The sequence below is a fragment of the Endozoicomonas numazuensis genome, assembly GCF_000722635.1.
Classification (GTDB): domain Bacteria; phylum Pseudomonadota; class Gammaproteobacteria; order Pseudomonadales; family Endozoicomonadaceae; genus Endozoicomonas_A; species Endozoicomonas_A numazuensis.
On the sequence record NZ_JOKH01000002.1, the window covers coordinates 561,756 to 582,340 of the forward strand.

At 47.3% G+C, this 20,585-nt stretch carries 18 protein-coding genes, 2 tRNA genes and 1 riboswitch; of the genes, 11 read left to right on the forward strand and 9 right to left on the reverse strand.

Features of this window, described 5'->3' with window-relative positions:
- Positions 1 to 6 precede the first annotated feature (6 nt).
- The 5 genes from GZ78_RS09800 to GZ78_RS09820 all read left to right on the forward strand — a co-directional run bounded on the left by GZ78_RS09800 (position 7) and on the right by GZ78_RS09820 (position 2,646).
- A tRNA-Met gene (locus tag GZ78_RS09800) sits at positions 7 to 83 on the forward strand.
- A 47-nt stretch (positions 84 to 130) separates the two neighbouring features.
- Positions 131 to 207: transfer RNA gene (locus tag GZ78_RS09805), tRNA-Met, on the forward strand.
- A gap of 111 nt (positions 208 to 318) precedes the next feature.
- Positions 319 to 1,218, forward strand: a complete 900-nt coding sequence (locus tag GZ78_RS09810; RefSeq protein ID WP_034835084.1) for a patatin-like phospholipase family protein — start codon at positions 319 to 321, stop codon at positions 1,216 to 1,218.
- Positions 1,219 to 1,399: 181 nt separating this feature from the next.
- A complete protein-coding gene (locus GZ78_RS09815) occupies positions 1,400 to 1,978 on the forward strand; it encodes a DJ-1 family glyoxalase III (protein WP_034835086.1) in 579 nt (192 codons plus the stop codon).
- A 251-nt stretch (positions 1,979 to 2,229) separates the two neighbouring features.
- Entirely contained in the window at positions 2,230 to 2,646 is a 417-nt protein-coding gene (locus GZ78_RS09820; RefSeq protein WP_034835089.1) for a hypothetical protein, read from the forward strand.
- 145 nt (positions 2,647 to 2,791) lie between these two features.
- On the opposite strand, the gene GZ78_RS09825 is transcribed toward GZ78_RS09820, so the two are convergent.
- On the reverse strand, positions 2,792 to 4,501 hold the full coding sequence (locus tag GZ78_RS09825; RefSeq protein ID WP_034835091.1) for an AMP-binding protein: 1,710 nt from the start codon (positions 4,499 to 4,501) through the stop codon (positions 2,792 to 2,794).
- A 648-nt stretch (positions 4,502 to 5,149) separates the two neighbouring features.
- Here GZ78_RS09825 and sctD point away from each other — a divergent pair.
- From sctD to GZ78_RS09845, 4 genes are read left to right on the forward strand one after another with little or no spacing between them, the layout of a single operon-like run.
- Positions 5,150 to 6,667 (forward strand): type III secretion system inner membrane ring subunit SctD, encoded by a 1,518-nt coding sequence (gene sctD / locus GZ78_RS09830; RefSeq protein ID WP_034835092.1) that lies wholly within the window; start codon positions 5,150 to 5,152, stop codon positions 6,665 to 6,667.
- Positions 6,642 to 6,896, forward strand: a complete 255-nt coding sequence (locus GZ78_RS09835) for a hypothetical protein (RefSeq protein ID WP_034835094.1) — start codon at positions 6,642 to 6,644, stop codon at positions 6,894 to 6,896. The genes sctD and GZ78_RS09835 overlap by 26 nt, the downstream gene beginning before the upstream one ends.
- A gap of 48 nt (positions 6,897 to 6,944) precedes the next feature.
- Positions 6,945 to 7,199, forward strand: coding sequence for a type III secretion system needle filament subunit SctF (gene sctF / locus GZ78_RS09840; protein ID WP_034835096.1), 255 nt, complete (start codon positions 6,945 to 6,947; stop codon positions 7,197 to 7,199).
- A gap of 27 nt (positions 7,200 to 7,226) precedes the next feature.
- The gene (locus tag GZ78_RS09845; protein WP_034835099.1) at positions 7,227 to 7,601 is read left to right on the forward strand and encodes a tetratricopeptide repeat protein; all 375 of its coding nucleotides are present in this window, start codon (positions 7,227 to 7,229) and stop codon (positions 7,599 to 7,601) included.
- A 5-nt stretch (positions 7,602 to 7,606) separates the two neighbouring features.
- Here the strand turns inward: GZ78_RS09845 and GZ78_RS09850 are convergent, their stop codons facing one another.
- From GZ78_RS09850 to GZ78_RS30965, 7 genes are all read right to left on the reverse strand, one after another.
- Entirely contained in the window at positions 7,607 to 10,990 is a 3,384-nt protein-coding gene (locus GZ78_RS09850; protein ID WP_034835101.1) for a DUF4135 domain-containing protein, read from the reverse strand.
- The gene (locus GZ78_RS09855) at positions 10,987 to 11,415 is read right to left on the reverse strand and encodes a CesT family type III secretion system chaperone (RefSeq protein ID WP_034835102.1); all 429 of its coding nucleotides are present in this window, start codon (positions 11,413 to 11,415) and stop codon (positions 10,987 to 10,989) included. The genes GZ78_RS09850 and GZ78_RS09855 overlap by 4 nt, the downstream gene beginning before the upstream one ends.
- 131 nt (positions 11,416 to 11,546) lie before the next feature.
- The gene (locus GZ78_RS09860; protein WP_051786014.1) at positions 11,547 to 13,142 is read right to left on the reverse strand and encodes a Na+/H+ antiporter NhaC family protein; all 1,596 of its coding nucleotides are present in this window, start codon (positions 13,140 to 13,142) and stop codon (positions 11,547 to 11,549) included.
- 180 nt (positions 13,143 to 13,322) lie between these two features.
- Positions 13,323 to 13,515: riboswitch (Lysine riboswitch) on the reverse strand.
- Positions 13,516 to 13,899: 384 nt separating this feature from the next.
- The gene (gene guaA / locus GZ78_RS09865) at positions 13,900 to 15,477 is read right to left on the reverse strand and encodes a glutamine-hydrolyzing GMP synthase (protein WP_034836343.1); all 1,578 of its coding nucleotides are present in this window, start codon (positions 15,475 to 15,477) and stop codon (positions 13,900 to 13,902) included.
- Positions 15,478 to 15,616: 139 nt separating this feature from the next.
- Positions 15,617 to 17,086 carry an IMP dehydrogenase gene (gene guaB, locus GZ78_RS09870; protein ID WP_034835104.1) on the reverse strand — a complete coding sequence of 490 codons (1,470 nt, stop codon included), beginning with the start codon at positions 17,084 to 17,086 and terminating at the stop codon, positions 15,617 to 15,619.
- 121 nt (positions 17,087 to 17,207) lie between these two features.
- Positions 17,208 to 17,642 (reverse strand): anaerobic C4-dicarboxylate transporter family protein, encoded by a 435-nt coding sequence (locus GZ78_RS09875; RefSeq protein ID WP_034835106.1) that lies wholly within the window; start codon positions 17,640 to 17,642, stop codon positions 17,208 to 17,210.
- Positions 17,618 to 17,779, reverse strand: a complete 162-nt coding sequence (locus tag GZ78_RS30965; RefSeq protein WP_407919766.1) for an anaerobic C4-dicarboxylate transporter family protein — start codon at positions 17,777 to 17,779, stop codon at positions 17,618 to 17,620. Before GZ78_RS30965 ends, GZ78_RS09875 begins: the two co-directional genes overlap by 25 nt.
- Before the next feature lie 150 nt (positions 17,780 to 17,929).
- On the opposite strand from GZ78_RS30965, the gene xseA reads away from it, so the two are divergent.
- Entirely contained in the window at positions 17,930 to 19,306 is a 1,377-nt protein-coding gene (xseA, locus tag GZ78_RS09880; protein ID WP_034835107.1) for an exodeoxyribonuclease VII large subunit, read from the forward strand.
- A gap of 5 nt (positions 19,307 to 19,311) precedes the next feature.
- On the opposite strand, the gene GZ78_RS09885 is transcribed toward xseA, so the two are convergent.
- Complete coding sequence (locus GZ78_RS09885) at positions 19,312 to 19,656, reverse strand: cupin domain-containing protein (protein ID WP_034835110.1); 345 nt, start codon at positions 19,654 to 19,656, stop codon at positions 19,312 to 19,314.
- 414 nt (positions 19,657 to 20,070) lie between these two features.
- Here GZ78_RS09885 and GZ78_RS09890 point away from each other — a divergent pair.
- The coding region (locus tag GZ78_RS09890; RefSeq protein WP_152558696.1) for an IS630 family transposase at positions 20,071 to 20,585 on the forward strand (515 nt) is incomplete at its 3' end.

A 20,585-nucleotide genomic window follows, 5' to 3' on the forward strand; every position in this document is an offset into this window, starting at 1 on the left:
TTTCGGTGCGGGATGGAGCAGTCTGGTAGCTCGTCGGGCTCATAACCCGAAGGTCGTCGGTTCGAATCCGGCTCCCGCTACCACATTACAACGACAGTCTATTTACCAGAGAACTGTTGAAAAGATTTGATGCGGGATGGAGCAGTCTGGTAGCTCGTCGGGCTCATAACCCGAAGGTCGTCGGTTCGAATCCGGCTCCCGCTACCAAATATAAGCCGGTTTATCCGGCTTTATTTTTTTGTAAAAAATCTTTCTATACCTCTATTCAGAATAAAGGATGAAAGATGACTCTATCGTTCGTGACTGTTTGGGACCTCAATGCAGAAGCAACAGGCCAGTTCACCCACAAAAACGGCTCTTGTCGTTGAGGGTGGTGGGATGCGCGGTATATTCTCAGCCGGCATTCTGGACGCCTTCATGGACAAACGCTATCGACAGTTCGATGGCTTCTACGGTGTTTCAGCCGGAGCACTCAATCTGGTTTCCTTTATTGCCGGTCAACGAGGACGCAACCTCGACCTCTACACCGGTGCCTGCCTGGAACCACACTTCATCAGCCTGAAGCGCCACATGAAAGGCGGCAACTTATTTGATCTGGATTGGCTTTTTGACCGCATCCAGAGACAACACATGAATATTGATAAGTTCCGAAGCAATCTTCAGGGCAAACAGTTCTCGGTTGTCACTAGCTGTGCAAATACAGGCTATCCTGTTTACCACTCTTTTGATGAGCACTTTGACCTTGATCAGCTGTTTACCGTTCTAAAGGCATCCAGCGCACTGCCCATGATTTATCGCAATGCCATAGCCATTGATGAAAGAAACCATGTGGATGGCAGCCTTGCCGATCCTCTGCCAATCATGAAAGCCGTCGAAGATGGCTATCAACAGATTGTTGTTCTGCGCAGCCGTGAAAGCCAGTTTCGCAAAAAGTCCTCTTCAGCCAACAGATTACTGGCATGGCAGTTCAGAAAGCAGCCTGAAATCGCCGAGCTGATTCGCCAGCAGTACTCTATTTACAATGAAACTCTGGATAGTCTGGATGAGTTGAAGCGCAAAGGCATTTCGATTACAGAAATAGCCCCGGATGCACAACTCAGCTCAACCAGAAGCACCCGAGACCGCGCTCGACTGGTATCGGATTACCACAAAGGTTACTCCGCAGGTTTTTCACTACTCCAACAGCTCAATCAGGCCGAACTGGCACATCCTGCCTGATTTTTTCTCTTTTTTTACAACCCCTATAACATACCTCTCTGGCTTTATTAACTATCCCTACTAGGCTTATGAGTCTGTTGAACTGACGATTCAACAGGCTTAGCAGCACCTGCCGTGAAACTTCATTCCACATAGCAGGTACCATGCTTGCATTCGAAGGCTCAACCAAAGAGGTTTCATTATGCCAAGGCAGATTCTCGTTCCTGTTGCCAATGGCTGCGAGGAAATCGAAGCCGTCGTCATTATTGACACGCTTCGCAGGGCTGGAGCACAGGTCTCTGTAGCAGCCTGCACTTCCGATGGTGACCTGGAGATTGAAGCATCCAGGGGTATAAAATTAATTGCAGACTGCCACATCGAAGCCTGCCTGAACAAAAACTTTCATCTTATTGCACTGCCGGGTGGCATGCCGGGCGCAGCCAATTTGAGAGACAATCCACACCTGACAGAACTACTGAACGAACAACAAAAATCTCAGCGATGGTATGCCGCTATTTGTGCTTCGTCTGCCGTTGTTCTGGCACACCACTCACTTCTGGATAATGTGCGTGCAACTTGCTACCCCACTTTCTTTGATCAGCTGGAAGGGGCTTTGCCACAACCAGAAAGTCCGGTCGTGGTGGATCAGAAAAACCGAGTAATTACCGCTCAGGGGCCTGGCTGCGCTATGGGCTTCAGTTTTGCCTTGGTTGATGCGGTATACGGTAAAGATGCTTACCGACCCATAGCAAAACAAATGCTGGCAGACTGGGCACTGTAATCACCACAAACACTTTTTGTACAACTCTTTTCATGCAACCGGGGACTGAACAGCCATGAGTCATCATGAATGCTCTAACCCCAGCTTTTAAAATTCACAGAGAAATACTCTTTTCGGTACAAAGTATGATGCTTTCTAATCCATATGAGGGCTTCCCTGATAGAAGGGGAATATGGTTTGATAAAGACAAGGGTTTAGAAAAAGCAGGTACGGACGCTAGCACTAATTAATAAAGCCTTGAGGTACTCATTATGGAAAGCATCATAATTCTCTTCATATGTGGACTGGCTCTCTACCAGTTGAGTCTGAGACAGGACAAAATGGCGGAACAGATGGTCGCTCAATCCTTTAACCGGTTTGAACGGCGCTATAACAACGTCACGTACTCTTGCCTTGATGCCACTGTCGTCAAGAAACAACTTCACGGTTTTCCGTCTGTGCCCTTAGTGCCTTCTGTTAACTATACGGCCAGAGCATTATGTTTATCTGACAACAATCACTGGTTCTGGTTTGATGCCAGTATCAGAAACATGAAACTTTGCTCAACCAGCATTACACCTGTCTCGCTGGCGGAGGCAAGCGACGCGCTTAGCTGTGATCCAGAAGCGCTCAGCCAATATTTCCCAAAGAAGAAAAACACGAAAGCCAAAGCTGAAACCAGCACATAAGCTCACGCCAGAATGTCTTCAGAGATTCATACAAGAAAGCCGGCGTTTAGCCGGCTTTCTTAATGCTCACTTTGAGTAGCCCTCTTAGAGGGCTATTTTTATGCCACCAGATGCTCAGGGAGCAAACATTCTTAGCGGTTATAGATCAAGAGATCTTATCCAACTCTTCCTTACGTAAATCCTTCCGCAGAATCTTGCCGACCGGCGTCATGGGTAGTTCTTGACGAAACTCAATATCCTTCGGAACTTTATATGCCGTCAGATGATCCCTGCAATAGGCGACCACGTCCTCTTCTTTCAACCCGTCATCTGAAGGAATGACAAATAACTTGATACGTTCTCCAGTAACATCATCCGGAATACCAATAGCTGCACAGTTTTCAACCCGATCGAAACTGGCCACTATATCTTCTATTTCGTTGGGGTAAACATTGAATCCAGAGATCAGAATCATGTCCTTGATCCTGTCAACGATTTCCACAAAGCCGTCTTCTTTTATAATGGCCACATCACCGGTTTTCAACCAACCATCATCAGACAACACCTCACCAGTTGCTTCAGGCCTGTTCCAATAACCTTGCATAACCTGGGGACCTCTCACACAGAGCTCCCCTCTTTCACCAATAGCCTGAGCAACACCTTCGTCATTCACCACTTTCAATTCTGTGCTGGGCACCGGTAATCCCGCCGTACCCAATTGAGAGATCGAACCAAACGGATTCATACAGACCGCAGGAGAACATTCAGTTAAGCCATAAGCCTCTGAAACATGACATCCGGTGAACTGTCGCCAGCGCACTCCGGTCTCTTTCTGAAGAGCTGTCCCACCTGAAAGCGTTAACTTCATTTTACTGAAATCACACTCTTTGAAATCAGGGTGGTTCAGCAAGCTGACAAACAACGTATTCAAACCAATAAACCCTGTGAACTGCCAGGGTTTAATGAATTTGATAAAGGTTTTGGTATCTCGCGGGTTGGCAATCAGAACATTCTGATTGCCCATGTAAGGCATGCACAACAGATGAACAGTAAAAGCATAGATATGGTACAGGGGTAATGGAGCCACAATTATTTCGCTGCCAACTTGCTGAACCGGCTGACCACTTTCATCCAGCTGAGACAACACTGAACGAGCCTGCAGCATATTTGCAATCAGATTACGCTGCGTCAGAACAGCGCCTTTGGCTACCCCGGTTGTGCCTCCTGTATATTGCAGAACTGCGGGATCTTCTGGAGACGGAGACTTTTCAAGAGGCCTGACCTGACAGGCACTTCCTTTTGCAAGCGCCCCCCTGAAAGGTACAGCCTGTGGCAAATTGAACGGCTTTACCATCTTTTTAACATGTTTGGCTGCAAAGTTGATCAGAGTTCGCTTGGCAAAAGGCAGCATGTCAGCCACTCTCGTCACAATCAGGTGCTCTATCTTTGTTTCTGCCACGACCTCTTCTACAAGGTGGCCAAAGTTATCCATGAACACCAGAGCCTTGGCCCCAGAATCGTTAAACTGATGCAACATTTCCCGGGCAGTATAAAGAGGGTTGGTATTGACAATAGTAAGGCCTGCTCTGATTGCTCCATATACCACTATGGGATACTGAAGCAAATTGGGCATCTGAATGGCAATTCTGTCGCCAGGCTTCAGAGAAGTGTGCTCTCGAAGGTAGTTAGCAAACTGCTGACTGTAACGGTCGATATCACCATAAGTCAGAGTATGGCCAATACCTGTAAATGCCGGCCGAGTGGCATTTTTTTCAAGAAGTTCCTCAATAATGGCCAGAAGGTTGGGATAACGATCGGGGTCGATGGTTTCAGCAACGCCTGCCGGACGCTTATCGCTCCAGAAAGATGCTTCCATAAGTGCCTGCTCTCTTCTTGTTATTCATGCTACGACACCCGACCTTTCTCCCACTGAGTCTGCCAGATGTCGCACACATTTATAGTCCTGCAAGAGGTTCGCTCTATTTGAGCCTGCCAGACTTCTGTCGTAGAAACATCCATCAACAAAAACTCATTGGCTCTTTGCTCTTACAGCCGATTCTGTGCATTTCTATACGAGACAAGGTAAACCAGTTGGAAATGCACTTGCATACATATAGCTGAAAAAGGAGGTATGCAATCACCCTGAAGGGGATTTTCAGCTATTTGAAGATTGATTCTAACCTTATCAGCACTTTGTTCGAAGATGTAGATCAAAAAAACAGCTCTGGAAAAGATAAGTAGTTTCACTTAACCTAATATTTAAATCGCCTGAATATCGAAGTTTCTATGATCTTTATCAGGGAAAAGGCAGCCCAGCCAGGCCATTTCACTTTTTCATTTCAAGACCGATGATATGAGATAGGCCCCGGGAAAGCGCAAACAGCCATGAACTAAGGAAACCATTTCGCCACCGGGATGAAATGATTTTCACGGTTGAAAGGACGATCACTTTGCCATTGACCAGCCTTGAAAAGCGAACCTTCGACGCGCGCCCTTTACCCCACAACACTTCGGGTAGATGGCTATGATTGAGTTTTATCTCAAAATACTCTCTGGTAATCACCAGGGGGCTGAAATTCCTCTGGAACCTGGCAATCACTCACTGGGCAAGAGCAACCAGTGTGACCTGGTACTGACTGATGATTCACTGAACGACCAGGAGCTGATCATAAGTATCAGTCCGGAAGGTCAGCTGTCCATATCCAGCCAATCTGAAGACGGATTACTGTACAATAATGGCCACCCCCTGGGCCCAACAGTAACGGCCAGTCATTTTGACATCATAACCTCCAGCCAGCTGTTTTTTTCATTAGGCCCTGTTGATGCAGAGTGGCCTGATCAGCCACTGCCCGAACTTCAAAGACCCGAGCCTGAGCCCTCACTCCCTGAGGAAGATCCGGAAACAGATTCAGAACAAGAAGACGACGATGACTTCCCTGATGCTCCCGATGCTTTTCTTGATGATGAAGAAGAAGACATCAATAGTGACGACCTTAACAGCCTGAGCGAAGACCTCGGGGACTTCGATTCACCTCAGAAAGATGACAACAAAAAGCAGGGAGAAGAAGATGAAGAGGAATCTGAGGAGTTCGAAAATCCTTTAAAGAACATTGATCGAAAATGGCTCATTGGCGTACCTGCAGCTTTTTTATCATTTTTCCTGTTATTTATACTGCTACTTTCAGGCGGGTCGGATGATGAACCAGTGGAATTGAGCCATCTAGACCAGGCGAAAAAAGTCCGAAACCAGCTGAACCAGAAAAACATCAAATTGAAAGAGCTTCCCGACCAGAGCATTCTCATCTCCGGTTACACCCTGACAATGAGCGACAAGCAAACCATCCAGCGTGAATTACGTGAAAAAGGAATCCCCTTCAGCTCACAACTGGTTGTCATGAGCGAATTAAGAGCCAATGCTGATGCTCTGCTGAAAAATCAGGGACATAAATCCCTCAGTCTGGAACTGGACAACTCACCCGGCTCACTGGTGATGACAGGCTATGTCCCAACATCTGAAGAGCTTCAAAAAATCACTGCAGCCCTGAAACAGGAAGTTCATGGACTGGTTTCTATTGTTGATCAGGTAGAGAATCAGGCTGGCCGACTCAACACTCTCAAGTCCATGTTGAGGGAAAAAGGACTCAGCCCACGCATACATTTAATACAAAAAACCAACCAGATTACTTTAGAAGGCCATCTATTGGACGATGAACAGGTATATAACCTGAACGATGTGGTCACACGCTTCAGAAAACGATACGGCAACCAGCCTCAGCTGAGACTGGCTACTAAAACCGCTGGCGCTCCAGCCAGGGTTATTAATACGCCACTATCCTCCTCTCTGAAGATTCGGGCAGTGAGTATGGGCAGAGTCCCCTTTGTGACTATGGATGACGGAGCAAAGTACCTGATCGGCGCAAAACTGGCTAACGGGTATATAATTGAAGATATTAATCTTGAGTATCTTTTATTATCAAAAGGCACAGACCGGATAAAATATCGCCTTGGAGGCAAAAGTGAAGGATCAAAATACCGACAATGAGAAAATCCATCTCTCAGACCTCGAAGATCGCCTGATTCTTGACACTCAAGGTGAACTCAGGGAAGAGGTTCTTAAGGAACTGGTAGAGGAAGCATTTCGCCTCAAAACAGCCCGTGATAAAGGCCTTTCTCCCGACGAATTTGAGACCAACGACAGAATGATAACCGCTTTGATGGCTGCTGCAGAAGTTGTCGATAAAACCTGGAACACTCATCATAAAAAACACTGATTAGAAGCCATCTGACGGCTACAGTGAGATCCGACAGGGAGAGGAATTATGTCTACTGGACAACAGGGAACTGCAGGAGCCAATCAATTTAACTTTGATCATATTCAGTCCGTATTTGGTGATACCGCCGAGAAACTTGATCAGAAATTAAAAGACAAAATCACTAACATGGACCCAAACAACACCAAGGACATGGTGGAGTTTCAGGTTGAATTTAACAAATACATGATCATTGAGGGTTTGAGATCCAGCGTCATCAAATCCATCAAAGACACACTCCAAAGCATCATTCAGAAGCTGTAAGCCGGGTAAACAGAAAGAGGCCTAATCATGACCGATGAAAAACTGATCAAAACCCTGGCAGATATAGGTTTTATGGCCTCCAGTGTAGGTATGTCAAAGCATGCTTTCGGTATTTTCAGTGCCCTGGAATCAGCCCGACCCGACAGTGTTCTTCCTACTTTGGGTTTCGCCCTGACCTTCATCAATAAGAAGATGAATCAGGAAGCTCTTGAAATTCTTCACAAAGAAGCTATTCCAAAAGATCCTGATAACCCTACCGTCAAAGCCTTTATCGGCATGGCGCTGATGATGGAAGGGCGTAACATGGAAGGTGAAGATTACCTGACTACAGCCAACAAAGAAGGTGACGAAGAAACCTCCACAATGGCCAAAGAATTACTGAAAAACATCAGAAAAGGCTAAGCCTTTCACCCTTTGGTTACCCGCATTTCCAGAACAGCCTGCCTGAGCTCTTCAGGCATTCCTTCCCCCGCATTGAGATGCTGCCCAAACCAGTCTTCAATCATCTGCTGATAAGCGCTCAAAAAGTGGTCTCTAAGCCCCTCATTCGATAGACTTGAAATTAGCTCAACCTGTTTCTCGATCGTATCAACAGAAAAATAATCAGCCCTAATTTCGTGCAGAGCTCCATCATATTGCTGCACATAAACGCCTGGTTCTCCCAGCTTTCTGACAAAACCTCTCTGCTCCAAAGCCATCCACCCTTCGGCAACTGACTCAGCTAATTCACTGACCGATTCTTGCCAGGGTATATCAAGCCAGCGCTGGCTGACCTCTCCTCCCAGCGTAATTCGTCTGGCCATTCGAAGAAAATACCCTTGAATACGTGCTCTGGAAATGCCCTGAAACTCTTTGACCACATACAGGTCACGAAACTGTTTGCGGGCGTCGCTCAGGTTCCAGCGCGGCTGATGCCTGACTTCACAACCTCTCATCAACCTCAGAGAGTCACACCACACATCTGAATTTTGTGAAATAGCAGAAACAGAGCTGTGAAAGCCTTCTACAAAAGCCTTGGCATACAATGCTGCCAGGGGTGGCTGACGACCATCCAGAGAATGCCGGTCACTGTCTACCAGCATATGGTCAAGGAAAGCCGAAACCTGTTGTGGCTCTTCAACCACCAGCTCTCCGTTTTCAAGTTTTACTGAACTGTACCGGGTCTGAAAGACCTGAAAATTCTCCCAGATTTTCATAAGTCCGATTTGACCCAGACTGGACTCCTGCATGCCTCGTAAAAAACCCAGCTCAGGGTTTTGAAGCTCTTTCTCCAACTGCATTATGACAGCACTGTGAAGAGCTGTTTCTGTATCAACCAGGTAGGGCTTATTGCCATGGACAAGAAGATTCTTACTATGAAGATCAGCCTGGCCAGCCATAAGGCAAAAGCCCCCCGCCACACCCAGACGACGATGGTAGGTCTCAAGATCACTCACCCCGGCAACAGACTCTGGCTCGATAAATTCCACATAACCATAGGAAGGTTTGCACAGTATCTTGAAGACCCCTAAAGCATCACCGTCTTTTAACCAACCATTCAAGGACTGAGCCATACTCCCTTTTTCGCCTACCAACAGTTGATCAATGGACAAATCCCTGAGTTTATAGACCAGACTTTCTCCATTATTAAACAGCAACCGAAAGACCGGTGCCCCATGATCCATTTTCATATTTTTGATGGATACAAGACCGGTAGCAGGCTCAGTACTCTGAGAAAAAAATTGATGGTTTATCTCTGATAAATCCTGTTTCACCCGACGCAAAAGTGTTCTGATCAGCCTTAATTGCTGAATAAACTCTTTCTGACTGTTTCGATACCAATGAGGGTATGAATCAACCAGCGTCTGCACTCCTCTGGATTCTAATAACTTCAACACCTCACCATAGCTGGTGAGATCACAATCTTCAGCAAACCAGCCAATAGCCTGAAGCAACCTGTCGTCCATCCACTCAAGCCCCGCCTGAGCGATTGACTGCATCAAACCACCATCGGAGCCATCAACACCCACACTATGACTCTGACAGAGCTGCACAAACTGATGAATAAAAGGTTTTATCCAGACCGATCTCAGCTGTTCGGGAAAAACCAACCCTTCTACCTTGCATTGTTTTTCCGCTCTAAACCATTCAGGCAACCTGTTTAAACAAGCGACGACGTCTTTTATTTCTGATGCGAACTCAATCAGTTGGTACTTCAGCATCCAGGACAACAAAAAAAATAACTGCTCTTTGTCCGGGAACATTTTCTCCAGGTCACAGACCTTCTCAGGTGTCACCAGCTTTCGAATAACATCTCTGATTGAGTTTTTATCAAGGAGGTGACTCAATTGGCTGAAGAAAAAACCTTTCTCAGACATCAGTAACACACGAAAGCCTCTATCTGTCGCCACCAGGCTGTCGTCTCTCCCCAGTGCAGTGGTAGCGTAATGACCAAACACATCTCGATAGGGCATACCCACTTCCCTGCCCTGATGATGACGTATTCTTGATGCCTGCTGCCCCAACTCTTCTACCAGAGTGTGGTATTGATCTATCAATAACGGCCAGCTAAATACCTCGTTCACTCTCTGGACCGCAGCCCTGGACATCTCTTTACGGGTTACTTCATCCAACAGGAGTGATGACAGAGCTTTTTTCAACGCCTCAATATCAACCACCACTCCCTGAGCCTGGATGAGCTGAGCCTGCGCCTTACTGACAAGGCTGAGTGAGCGGGAAATCACATCGTTATCGGCTGAAGCGGTTTTGATCAAGTAACCTTCCTGCCCAGAAACGATCAAATCACGATAACCATTCCAGTCAGAAAGAATAACGGGAATGCCTGCCTTCATTGCTTCCAGTGGCGCCAACCCAAAACTTTCCTGAACATTATCAGCCAAAGAAACAAATACATCCGCCTCTAAGAGCAACTGCTTTCTCTTCTCATCATCGACAGAAAGCTCAAACCTGATGCAGTCTTCCAAATTAAATTCATAGGCCTGAGCCAATAATGATCGAACGTATTCACTGGACGCATCACCCGCCCCCGCAATCACCAACTGAAACTTTGGAACCACCCCCTCTTCAAGCAAATCGTTCAATGCCAGCAGCAATGGATGCAGATCCATTTTGTCTGCCGCAGATAACCTGCCAAGACAGAGAATGGAAGGAACTTTATCTTTAGGTGAAGCCGCTGGCTCATGACCATCGGCCTCCAGACATGCAGGTTCAATACCCAGAGGAATCAGGCTCACCTGCCCTCGGTAGGGTACAGCCACCCCAACGGTATCACTGACACTGGCACTTGCCGAAGACAGCAAACGTTTCATTACCGTTTTTTGGGCACTGGAGCTACAAATAATGGAATCACAGGGCTTTAATGGTGAGAAAATCAAATCTCGAACGCGAGATAAGCGCACATCATCACTGAGACTATGAGCTCTGCCAGTTATTGGAAATACTTTGAATGCATGCCTTTCTCGTAAGGAAGCCAGGTCAGAGATATAGGGATCACCAGAATGAAAAACGGTATAACCATTATTCTGCAGACAATCAGGCAGCTCATGAACGGGCAAGATACTGATACTTTTACCTGATCCATACTGACTGAGATATGGTTTCCAATCTTGCCTGAATGCTGCGATTTGCCCTTCATGCAAAAACAAATGGAGCTCATCAAATCGACTGTATCGAATGATCGCCTTTATAAAAGTCTCGTTTGCCTGGCGCAGACCGTTATAACCATTGAATGAATTTTCTGTCCAGGTAACCAGACAACCAAATAAAGTGTGATGGGTAGTCGGTTCTGTCATGGCATAATCATCGTTGGCATGGTCGGCATGACCGTCTGTTCTTGACTGACTTCTATCAGGTAATACTCAAAATTATTGGCGAACTCGGCCAGCGCTTCTTCAATCAACTCCTCATCCAACCCCTGCAGCGAGCATGAGTAATGCAGAGCCAAGGCCTCTTTTTCAGGCTCGATCGACAAAATAACCCGCTGGGTAGTGGCTAAGCCTACGGTTTTTGTCATCAGATTACGGAGTATATTTTCCCGATCTTTTTCGCCTGCTGGCAACTGGGCAATGATCCCATGGATGAAGAATCGCCCATTGGCCTGAAAACAGGTAAATTCAATGCGGCTGTCGATGGTGAGGTAATAGCGGTTATCGCGAAAATCCAGCTCACCCAGCTGATTATTGTGGGCGACGGCTTTCATCAGATTATCGAAACTCATAGCGTCCCTGCTCCGGGTGAAGGCGTCCATGCCTTCTGATGTGGTATTAATTACAGTTTACTATGAATGTGCTGTTTCGGCAGGCACAGAAGAAAAACTATCTATGCTGCCTCTACAGAATCGATTAAACCTTATTCGGCCACCAGATTCTCAGCAGACTTGGCCAGCCCATTTCCCGAAAGCTTGCGGAATAACAGCACCAGCAACACAAAGCCAGCCCCGGAAGCCAGAAAGCCCATAACAGAAGAGTCTGTCAGGCCCATTACCAGATAACCCAGCATAGCCACACCTGCGATACCCAAGGCATAGGGCAGCTGGGTAGTTACATGATCAATGTGGTGACAGGAGGCACCTGTAGAGGACAGAATGGTTGTGTCAGATATGGGTGAACAGTGATCTCCAAATACTGCACCTGCCAGAACAGCAGCCAGCATAGGCAGGATCATGGCGATATCGGCCGCAGCAGCCATATCACCCGCAATGGGCAACATGATACCAAACGTCCCCCAGCTGGTGCCGGTAGAGAAAGCCATAGCTCCGGACACTACGAACATGATCAGTGGCAAATAACCCGGATCAATCTCAGAGCTGCTCACCAACTCTGCCAGGAATTTACCCGTTTCCAGAGCACTGATAATATCCACCAGAACCCAGGCCAGCACCAGAATATAAATGGCTGGCAACATGGAGCGGGTACCTTCTACAACGGCTTTAATCCAGGTTGAAGCATCCAGATTGTGGCCGATCATTCTGACAGCCGTAACCAACAGACCCGCCAGACCACCATAAACCAGAGAGTTGACCACATTCGTGTTTTCAAATGCTCCCAGAATAGAGAACGGTGTGCCCGCATCCTGAAGCGCCATAGCACCTGTTGCAATCAGGGAAGCAGTCGTTGCAATCACCAGTGTCAGAACAGGAATAACCAGATCAGCAACGGTACCTTTCTCATGACTATTAATGGTGTCAGAGGCTCCCGGAGGTGTACCTTTTCTGCTGTCATACAATTCACCCGCCCGGGCACGGCGCTCATGGGTCAGCATGGGTCCAACATTCAGATCCATAGTCGCAGTACAAAACACCAGAGCCAGAGCAAATACTGCATAGAGATTCATCGGCACCATGCTGACAAAAGCACCAATAGCGCTGACATCCGTCACTTCATGTGCCACCAGAATACTGCCGATCAGGGCAATAATGTATGCCCCCCAGCTGGAAACAGGTGTAATAACACACACAGGAGCTGCAGTGGAGTCAATGAGGTAAGCCAGTTTTGCTCTTGAAACACCGTGACTGTCAGTCAGAGGGCGACCAATATTTCCCACTGCCAGCGCATTAAAATAATCATCAATGAAAATAATGATACCCAGCAATGCGGTCACCAATTGTGAACCCTGACGAGTTTTAACTCTTTTCCGAGCCCAGTCCCCAAAGGCCTTGGCGCCCCCTGATACATCGATCAGCGTCGTAATAATACCCAGCATGACAAGGAAGATCAGAATAAAGACACTGCCTGTATTCAGGCCATCATCCCAAAACACTTTGGTAAAGCTGCTGATGAGATAGGAAAATGTACTGGTTACACTGAAATTGGTCAGTAACAGAGCACCAGCAAGAATGCCTGCTCCGAGAGAGAGAAGTACGTGGCGAGTCAAAATCGCCAGTATAATAGCCACTGCAGGAGCAACTAATGACAAGAAGGATGTGCTGTAACTAAGTAATTCCATAAATACTGATCTTGTGAGTGAACACGCCAAATTAGCAGAACGTCCATAGCTGCTGAATTTAAGCTTAATTCACGAAATAGGATCAGGAGGGCAATGGATAAAGCAGAATACGGCTTGGTCAGCCCTGTATTTGCCTGTTGCCGAACAACCCGTCTTTTGGGCAGTGTCGTTCAGAAACAATTGTCCAGTAGCGCTCCACAGTAAAAACTGTGACAGTGATACACCTCTTCGATGCAGCACCAGCAAATGAGTTTGACGAACTCTCTGCTTCGGCACCTTTTCCTTTCATCCGATTTGCCGCCCTGATCAACCCAGGACATTCGGAGTCACCCTGCTCCGGACTACTGATAAACGGTGCGCCTCTACTTTATTGGCCATGAGCAATGGAGTTCATTGATCTATGACTGATGGTTTTGAGAGCTTCTCTGCGGTCGCAGGGAAAGCCCTTCTACTCATAATGGACTCATTAGCCAGACTGTAATGCCTGATATTGAGCACCTGTTTATGGTGATTATAAAGAGGATCACAAAAAGGGACGCAGTGACGACTTCCTGCCACGGCACCCCTGATGGTCAATAATTATGCACATAGAGGCAAGAGTGACAACTGTGAGTTTTACGTAAAGCCACTTTACTCTCTAAAAACCCTATTATTTTCAGATATTTAATCTGCCATTTTTTTTCAGAGCAAACAAAAACGGCTTGCCATTGAATCAATGACAAGCCGCCACACATTTTACTCAGTCAGCTATGCGCCTTTATTCCCACTCGATCGTGGCTGGAGGCTTACTGGACACATCATAAGTTACACGAGATATATGCTCTATCTCGTTGATAATCCGGCCAGATACTTTTTCCAGTAACTCATACGGCAGGTGAGCCCAGCGAGCCGTCATAAAGTCGATCGTTTCTACTGCACGCAGAGCTACCACATACTCATAGCGACGGCCATCACCTACCACACCCACAGACTTAACAGGCAGGAACACAGCAAATGCCTGACTGGTTTTATGGTACCAGCCAGCATTGTGCAGCTCTTCAATGAAAATGGCGTCGGCCTGACGGAGAATGTCACAATACTCTTTCTTGACCTCCGCCAGTACCCTTACCCCAAGACCCGGCCCCGGGAATGGGTGACGATAGACCATGTCATAGGGCAGACCCAGTTCAAGACCGATCTTGCGTACTTCATCCTTGAACAGTTCACGAAGAGGCTCAACCAATTCCATCGCCATGTCATCAGGCAAACCACCAACATTATGATGAGATTTAATGACATGCGCTTTGCCGGATTTAGCACCTGCTGATTCGATGACGTCAGGGTAAATAGTACCTTGTGCCAGGAACTTAACATTATCCAGAGCTGTTGCATGCTGATCAAAGACTTCAATAAAGGTGTTTCCGATGGCCTTTCGCTTGGCCTCTGGATCCTGAACACCTTTCAGCTTTTCCAGAAACAGTTCTTCAGCATCAGCACGAATGACACGCACACCCATGTTTTCAGCAAACATGGCCATCACCTGGTCGCCCTCGTTCAGGCGCAGCAGACCATTATCTACAAATACACACACCAACTGATCACCAATGGCCTTGTGTAGAAGTGCGGCCACAACGCTCGAATCTACGCCACCAGAAAGTCCCAGCAATACCGTTTTATCACCCACCTGCTCACGGACACGGGATATCGCATCATCAATGATCTGACCCGGAGTCCAGAGTTTCTGGCAGCCAGCAATATCCACTATAAAACGCTCAAGGATACGCCCACCCTGCTTGGTGTGGGTGACTTCAGGGTGAAACTGCACGCCATAGTACTGCTTGGCCTCACAAGCCATTGCGGCATAAGGGCAAGAATCCGTTGAAGCTGCCACAACAAAGCCTTCCGGTAACTGGGAGACCTTGTCGCCGTGACTCATCCAGACATCCAGACTCAAGCGACCCTGCTCACCTACATGATCTTCAATGCCATCAAACAACCTGACCTTGTTCTCCAGGTTCACCTCGGCATAACCGAATTCGCGCAGATCTGAAGTCGATACCTTACCACCCATTTGCTCTGCCATAGTTTGCATGCCATAGCAAATACCCAGGACAGGAACACCCAGATCAAAAACAGCCTGAGGTGCACGAGGAGAAGCTTCTCCAGTGACTGATTCAGGGCCTCCGGAAAGGATTACAGCTTTAGGGCCGAACTCAACAATAGCCTGATCATCCATATCATAAGGATGCAGCTCGCAATAAACGCCTATTTCACGTACACGACGGGCGATCAGCTGGGTGTACTGGGAACCGAAATCCAGAATCAGAATTCGTTCAGCGTGGATATCCTGTGACATGTGTCTTCTCAAAAAGGTATAACAGCCATGGTCAATGACAGGTCTCATCCATGATGAATGAAAATCTGTCACTGACCAGAAATTCAATAAACTGCTGGATTTACAGCCAACAGTTCAAGGGAATTCTCAAGTTAGATAATTACCCGACGCGGTAATTCGGAGCTTCTTTGGTGATGGTTACATCATGGACATGAGACTCTTTCATACCCGCATTCGTCACCCGAACAAATTCAGGCACCGTGCGCATAGTATTCATATCTCCTGAGCCCGTGTATCCCATTGCAGCACGTAAGCCACCCACCATCTGATGGACGATGGCATTCAGTGGCCCCTTATAAGGAACACGGCCTTCAATGCCCTCAGGTACCAGCTTCTCGGCACCGGCTTCTGTACTTTGGAAATAACGGTCACTGGAACCTGAAGCCTGAGCCATGGCGCCGAGCGAACCCATACCACGATAAGCCTTGTAGCTTCTTCCCTGAAAAAGCTCAACTTCACCTGGCGCTTCTTCAGTACCTGCCAACATGCTACCCAGCATGACCGCACTGGCACCCGCTACGATGGCTTTGGACAGGTCACCCGAAAAACGAATACCACCATCTGCAATAACCGGAATACCTGTACCTTCCAGTTCAGCTACAACATTGGCAACAGCAGTAATCTGGGGAACACCAATGCCGGTTACAATACGTGTAGTACAGATAGAACCAGGGCCGATTCCTACCTTCACACCATCAGCACCAGCTTCAGCCAATGCTCTGGCTGCTGCACCTGTAGCAATATTGCCTCCGACCACCTGTACATGAGGATAGGTTTCCTTAACCCAGCGAACCCTTTCAATCACACCTTTGGAATGACCATGGGCGGTATCAACTATGACAACGTCTACCCCCGCATCAACCAGGGCAGCGACACGCTCAGGGGTTTCTGGCCCGGTACCCACTGCAGCGCCTACTCTGAGCTGGCCGTGTGAATCTTTACTGGCATTAGGGTAGTCCTGAGCTTTTTTGATGTCTTTTACAGTCATCATACCGACCAGGTCAAACGCCTCATTCACCACCAGAACTTTTTCAATTCGATGCTTGTGAAGCAGCTTGCGCACTGTTTCCTGATCAGTACCTTCCTTTACTGTTACCAGTCTGTCTTTAGGCGTCATAATGTCCGCCACAATCATATCCAGATTAGAAACAAAACGAACGTCTCGACTGGTAACGATACCGACCAGATCATTACCATCCAGAACCGGAACACCAGAAATCTTGTGACGACCCGTCAGCTCCAGAAGGTCTCTAACCGTCGCAGAGGAATCTATCGTTATGGGATCTTTGACTACACCGCTTTCATGTTTTTTGACTTTGCGGACTTCATTGGCTTGTTGAGCCACCGTCATATTTTTGTGGATGATGCCAATACCACCTTCCTGCGCCATGGCTATAGCCAGACGGGCTTCAGTCACGGTATCCATGGCTGCAGAGACCAGAGGAATCTTAAGTTCGATTTCGCGGGTCAGTTTTGTGGTCAGAGAAACATCTTTGGGGAGAACTTCTGAATATCCAGGCAGAAGCAGGACATCATCGAAAGTGAGGGCTTCTTGGGCGATTCTCAGCATTACCTGTTACCGATCCGAGTGTATTTGATGGATGGAAAGAATCCCGTCGATTATACATCAACATCATTTTCAATAAAACAGAAAATCCATTCTAATAATTTGAATGTGCGTACAAACATACTTAGAGAACGAGATCCACCACGAAAAAGCCCACTACAACAGAGAAACTGATCGACATCAAACCTGGCAACATAAAGCTATGGTTGAGAACATACCGGCCTATTCGGATGGTACCCGTTCGGTCAAAATCAAGAGAAGCAATGATCGGTCCGTAATGATCGGTCCGTAGTTGGGCACAAAAAAATACCCATTCACAACAGGGAACATTGCTATCAGTGAAGCGGAAGGCAATTCCAGGGCGACCCCCTGGGGCATCAACTGAACAACTCAAGTTTTTTCTGCATTCAGGGTCTTCAAGCTTTTTCTGATATTGAGAATCGTCACTCAGCTCATTACCCAATTTATTGGTAATAAGTACCGCCAGTGACAGACCCACTACAGTTGACGGAATGGTGACACTGAGAATATCGATTAACTGGATACCCGGTGGCTCCAAGAACCCAAGAACCCAAGAAGAGTAACGGTTGCAGCCGCGATAGGACTTCCAACAATGGCTATCAGGGATGCGATGACTGCCATGGAAAGTGGCCTCTCAGGACGCACGCCGGTTCGATGAGCCACTTCAACAATCACCGGAACTGAGAATGTATAGGCTGATCCTTAATTATCCAGTATATTGTTACTCAGCCTTAACTAATAGCTGCAGAGCTCAATACATTCACCAGAAAACAGTCGCCTTCAGCTTTAATCCAATCACTCAACGACTATGGCATAAACATTCTCATGCAAGGCCAGAATTTATTTCATGCTGAACCGGGTTCTACTGGTCAAACGGACAATCAGCGCCCCCTGACCGTGACAGAACTGAACAGCCAAACCCGTAGAATGCTGGAGACCCGGTTCGGAAATGTCAGGGTTGAAGGCGAGCTTTCCGGCCTTGCCAGACCCGGATCAGGCCACTGGTACTTCACTTTAAAAGATGCCGGCGCCCAAATACGCTGCGCTATGTTTAAAAATCGTAATCGCAGTATCCGATTTACCCCTGCAGAAGGTATGCAGCTTATTATGCGGGGGCGAGTCAGCCTCTATGAAGGACGAGGTGACTACCAGCTGATTGTTGATCATATGGAAGAAGGAGGAACCGGCGCTCTCCAGAGAGCTTTTGAAGAACTCAAGCAGAAACTTGCCACCGAAGGCCTGTTCAATGCTGAGAGGAAAAGACCACTCCCTGCCCTACCTTCCCATATTGGAGTAGTAACCTCCCCAACAGGAGCAGCCATTCGGGATATCCTTGCGGTACTGGAAAGACGCTTCCCTTCAATTCCTGTGACCATTATCCCCAGTGCCGTCCAGGGTAAAGAGGCTGCCGACGAACTGGTCAAAGGCATTAAATCTGCCAATAAGAGCGGCCTGTTTGACGTTCTAATCGTCGGTCGAGGTGGTGGATCACTAGAAGACCTGTGGCCCTTTAATGAAGAGAGGGTTGCAAGAGCCATTGCTGCATCAGACATCCCCGTCGTCAGTGCAGTAGGTCATGAAATTGATTTTACCATAGCCGATTTTGTAGCCGATTATAGAGCGCCCACTCCTTCTGCTGCCGCCGAAGTGCTCAGCCCTGACCAACAGGAAATACTCAATAAGCTCAATCTACTCAATCGCAAGCTGAACACTTTGATGAAGCACCGCCTGCAAACCCTTTCACAAAAGCTTGATCACAGCAGTCTGCGTTTGCGTCACCCAGGAGAACGCTTGCGAGAACATAACCAGAGACTGAATGATCTGGATATTCGTCTGCAGCAATCCATGAAGATTGCCCTTCAAGCCAACACAGCAAACTATCAGCGATTGAGTGACAGGCTGACACAATCTTCTCCATTCAGGCGCATTGAACGGCTGCAAGGTCAGCTGAACCTGATAAAAAACCAGCTTAACTCTTCAGTGCAAACACTTGTAAACCAAAAAGAAAGTCGCCTGAAACAACTGACAGGCATGCTGGATGCCGTCAGCCCTCTTGCAACCCTGTCGCGAGGTTACAGCATTGTAGCCAGAGGGGACGAATTCATTCGAGATGCCGATCAACTGACTGAAGGAGAACAGGTAACGGCACGATTCAGCCAGGGTTCAGCGGATTGCCAAGTCATTCAGATCCACAAAGAATAATGCTTTCAGGGTTTGAAGTGGATGGCGAGCCAGACAGAATTCTGATCAGGGTCAGTCCACTCCACCCGATGCCTCTGATGAGCAGGAATATGGAGGTAATCGCCTGGACTCAGTTCCATCAGCTCCTTCTTGTATTCAATCCTGAGCTTAGCCGCGCCAGTCAGTAGCAGAACCCACTCATCCCAATCCTGGTCGTACCATTCACCACTGGGTGTGGTATGACCACGAGAGACAATTCGCTCAACTTTAAATTGATCACCAGACAGCAATTCCTGAAAGAGCTCATCCGGCAGAGTATCGGGAATATTCTGAAAAAGATTCCCGGGTAAACAGCTTGAAACCTTGGACATTCAGATTCTGCCTATCTAGGAGGCTGACCGAGAATAGACAGCCCGGCCTAAAATCCAGAAAGAACGGCCATCTTTTCCACTGAATTTGCTTAAATAGGTCAACTATTCGCACAAATTCAGTGAAAAAGCTGACTCGTTCTACTGAATTTTATGCTCGGACGCTATTCTCGGTCAGACTCCTAGAATTTTTCTTAACCAAGCTCAATAAAAGCCAGCCCTTTAAGAAACTGTATATCCAAAAATAACAACTCTGGCGTTATACAGCCAGCTCTCCTCTGATTCTCCTGAACCGCTTCCAGAAAGCCTGTGTCATAGGAATCAATGTGCTTGTAATAGTCATATGAGGGTTCAAAGCTGGATTAATACAATAAGTGCAATCGACTGAAATTTCAGATGTGAGCCAGCTGCTGGTACATCAAATACACCGTTTCAGGACTAAACAAGTGGCTACACCAGAACCGCTTCACCTACAAAAAACCGAAGAGCATTCCGCACAAGGCTGATGCCGATAAACAGGCTGAGTTTGTCGAGCACTATGAAACCCTGAAGGCCTCATTGCCAGAGGATGAGGCCTTGCTGTTTATGGATGCAGTCCATCCAACGCAAGCGACTAAAATTACCTCGGGATGGATTCGTAAAGGGGTTGATAAAATCATCAACACGACGGGGAGCCGTACCCGGTTAAACATTGTTGGTGCGATTGAACAGAACAACTTATCAGGGGCTGTTTTCGATCAGTTCAAGACCGTAAATGGTGAAGCTATTATCACTTCTTTTAGAAAAGTTCGGTCTGCTTATGCATCAATGTCAGTGATCCATATGGTGCTTGATGGCGCTGGTTATCATCGCTCAAAAGAGGTCGTTGAGGAGGCTGAAAATTTGGGAATAAAGCTGCATTATCTTCCACCTTACAGCCCAAATCTGAACCC

What these genes read in the sequence shown, in the direction of transcription:
- GZ78_RS09810 (WP_034835084.1), top strand. Translation starts at nt 319, where the DNA reads ATGCAGAAGCAACAGGCCAGTTCACCCACAAAAACGGCTCTTGTCGTT.
- GZ78_RS09815 (WP_034835086.1), top strand. Translation starts at nt 1,400, where the DNA reads ATGCCAAGGCAGATTCTCGTTCCTGTTGCCAATGGCTGCGAGGAAATC.
- GZ78_RS09820 (WP_034835089.1), top strand. Translation starts at nt 2,230, where the DNA reads ATGGAAAGCATCATAATTCTCTTCATATGTGGACTGGCTCTCTACCAG.
- GZ78_RS09825 (WP_034835091.1), bottom strand. Translation starts at nt 4,501, where the DNA reads ATGGAAGCATCTTTCTGGAGCGATAAGCGTCCGGCAGGCGTTGCTGAA.
- sctD (WP_034835092.1), top strand. Translation starts at nt 5,150, where the DNA reads ATGATTGAGTTTTATCTCAAAATACTCTCTGGTAATCACCAGGGGGCT.
- sctF (WP_034835096.1), top strand. Translation starts at nt 6,945, where the DNA reads ATGTCTACTGGACAACAGGGAACTGCAGGAGCCAATCAATTTAACTTT.
- GZ78_RS09845 (WP_034835099.1), top strand. Translation starts at nt 7,227, where the DNA reads ATGACCGATGAAAAACTGATCAAAACCCTGGCAGATATAGGTTTTATG.
- GZ78_RS09850 (WP_034835101.1), bottom strand. Translation starts at nt 10,990, where the DNA reads ATGACAGAACCGACTACCCATCACACTTTATTTGGTTGTCTGGTTACC.
- GZ78_RS09855 (WP_034835102.1), bottom strand. Translation starts at nt 11,415, where the DNA reads ATGAGTTTCGATAATCTGATGAAAGCCGTCGCCCACAATAATCAGCTG.
- GZ78_RS09860 (WP_051786014.1), bottom strand. Translation starts at nt 13,142, where the DNA reads ATGGAATTACTTAGTTACAGCACATCCTTCTTGTCATTAGTTGCTCCT.
- guaA (WP_034836343.1), bottom strand. Translation starts at nt 15,477, where the DNA reads ATGTCACAGGATATCCACGCTGAACGAATTCTGATTCTGGATTTCGGT.
- guaB (WP_034835104.1), bottom strand. Translation starts at nt 17,086, where the DNA reads ATGCTGAGAATCGCCCAAGAAGCCCTCACTTTCGATGATGTCCTGCTT.
- xseA (WP_034835107.1), top strand. Translation starts at nt 17,930, where the DNA reads ATGCAAGGCCAGAATTTATTTCATGCTGAACCGGGTTCTACTGGTCAA.
- GZ78_RS09885 (WP_034835110.1), bottom strand. Translation starts at nt 19,656, where the DNA reads ATGTCCAAGGTTTCAAGCTGTTTACCCGGGAATCTTTTTCAGAATATT.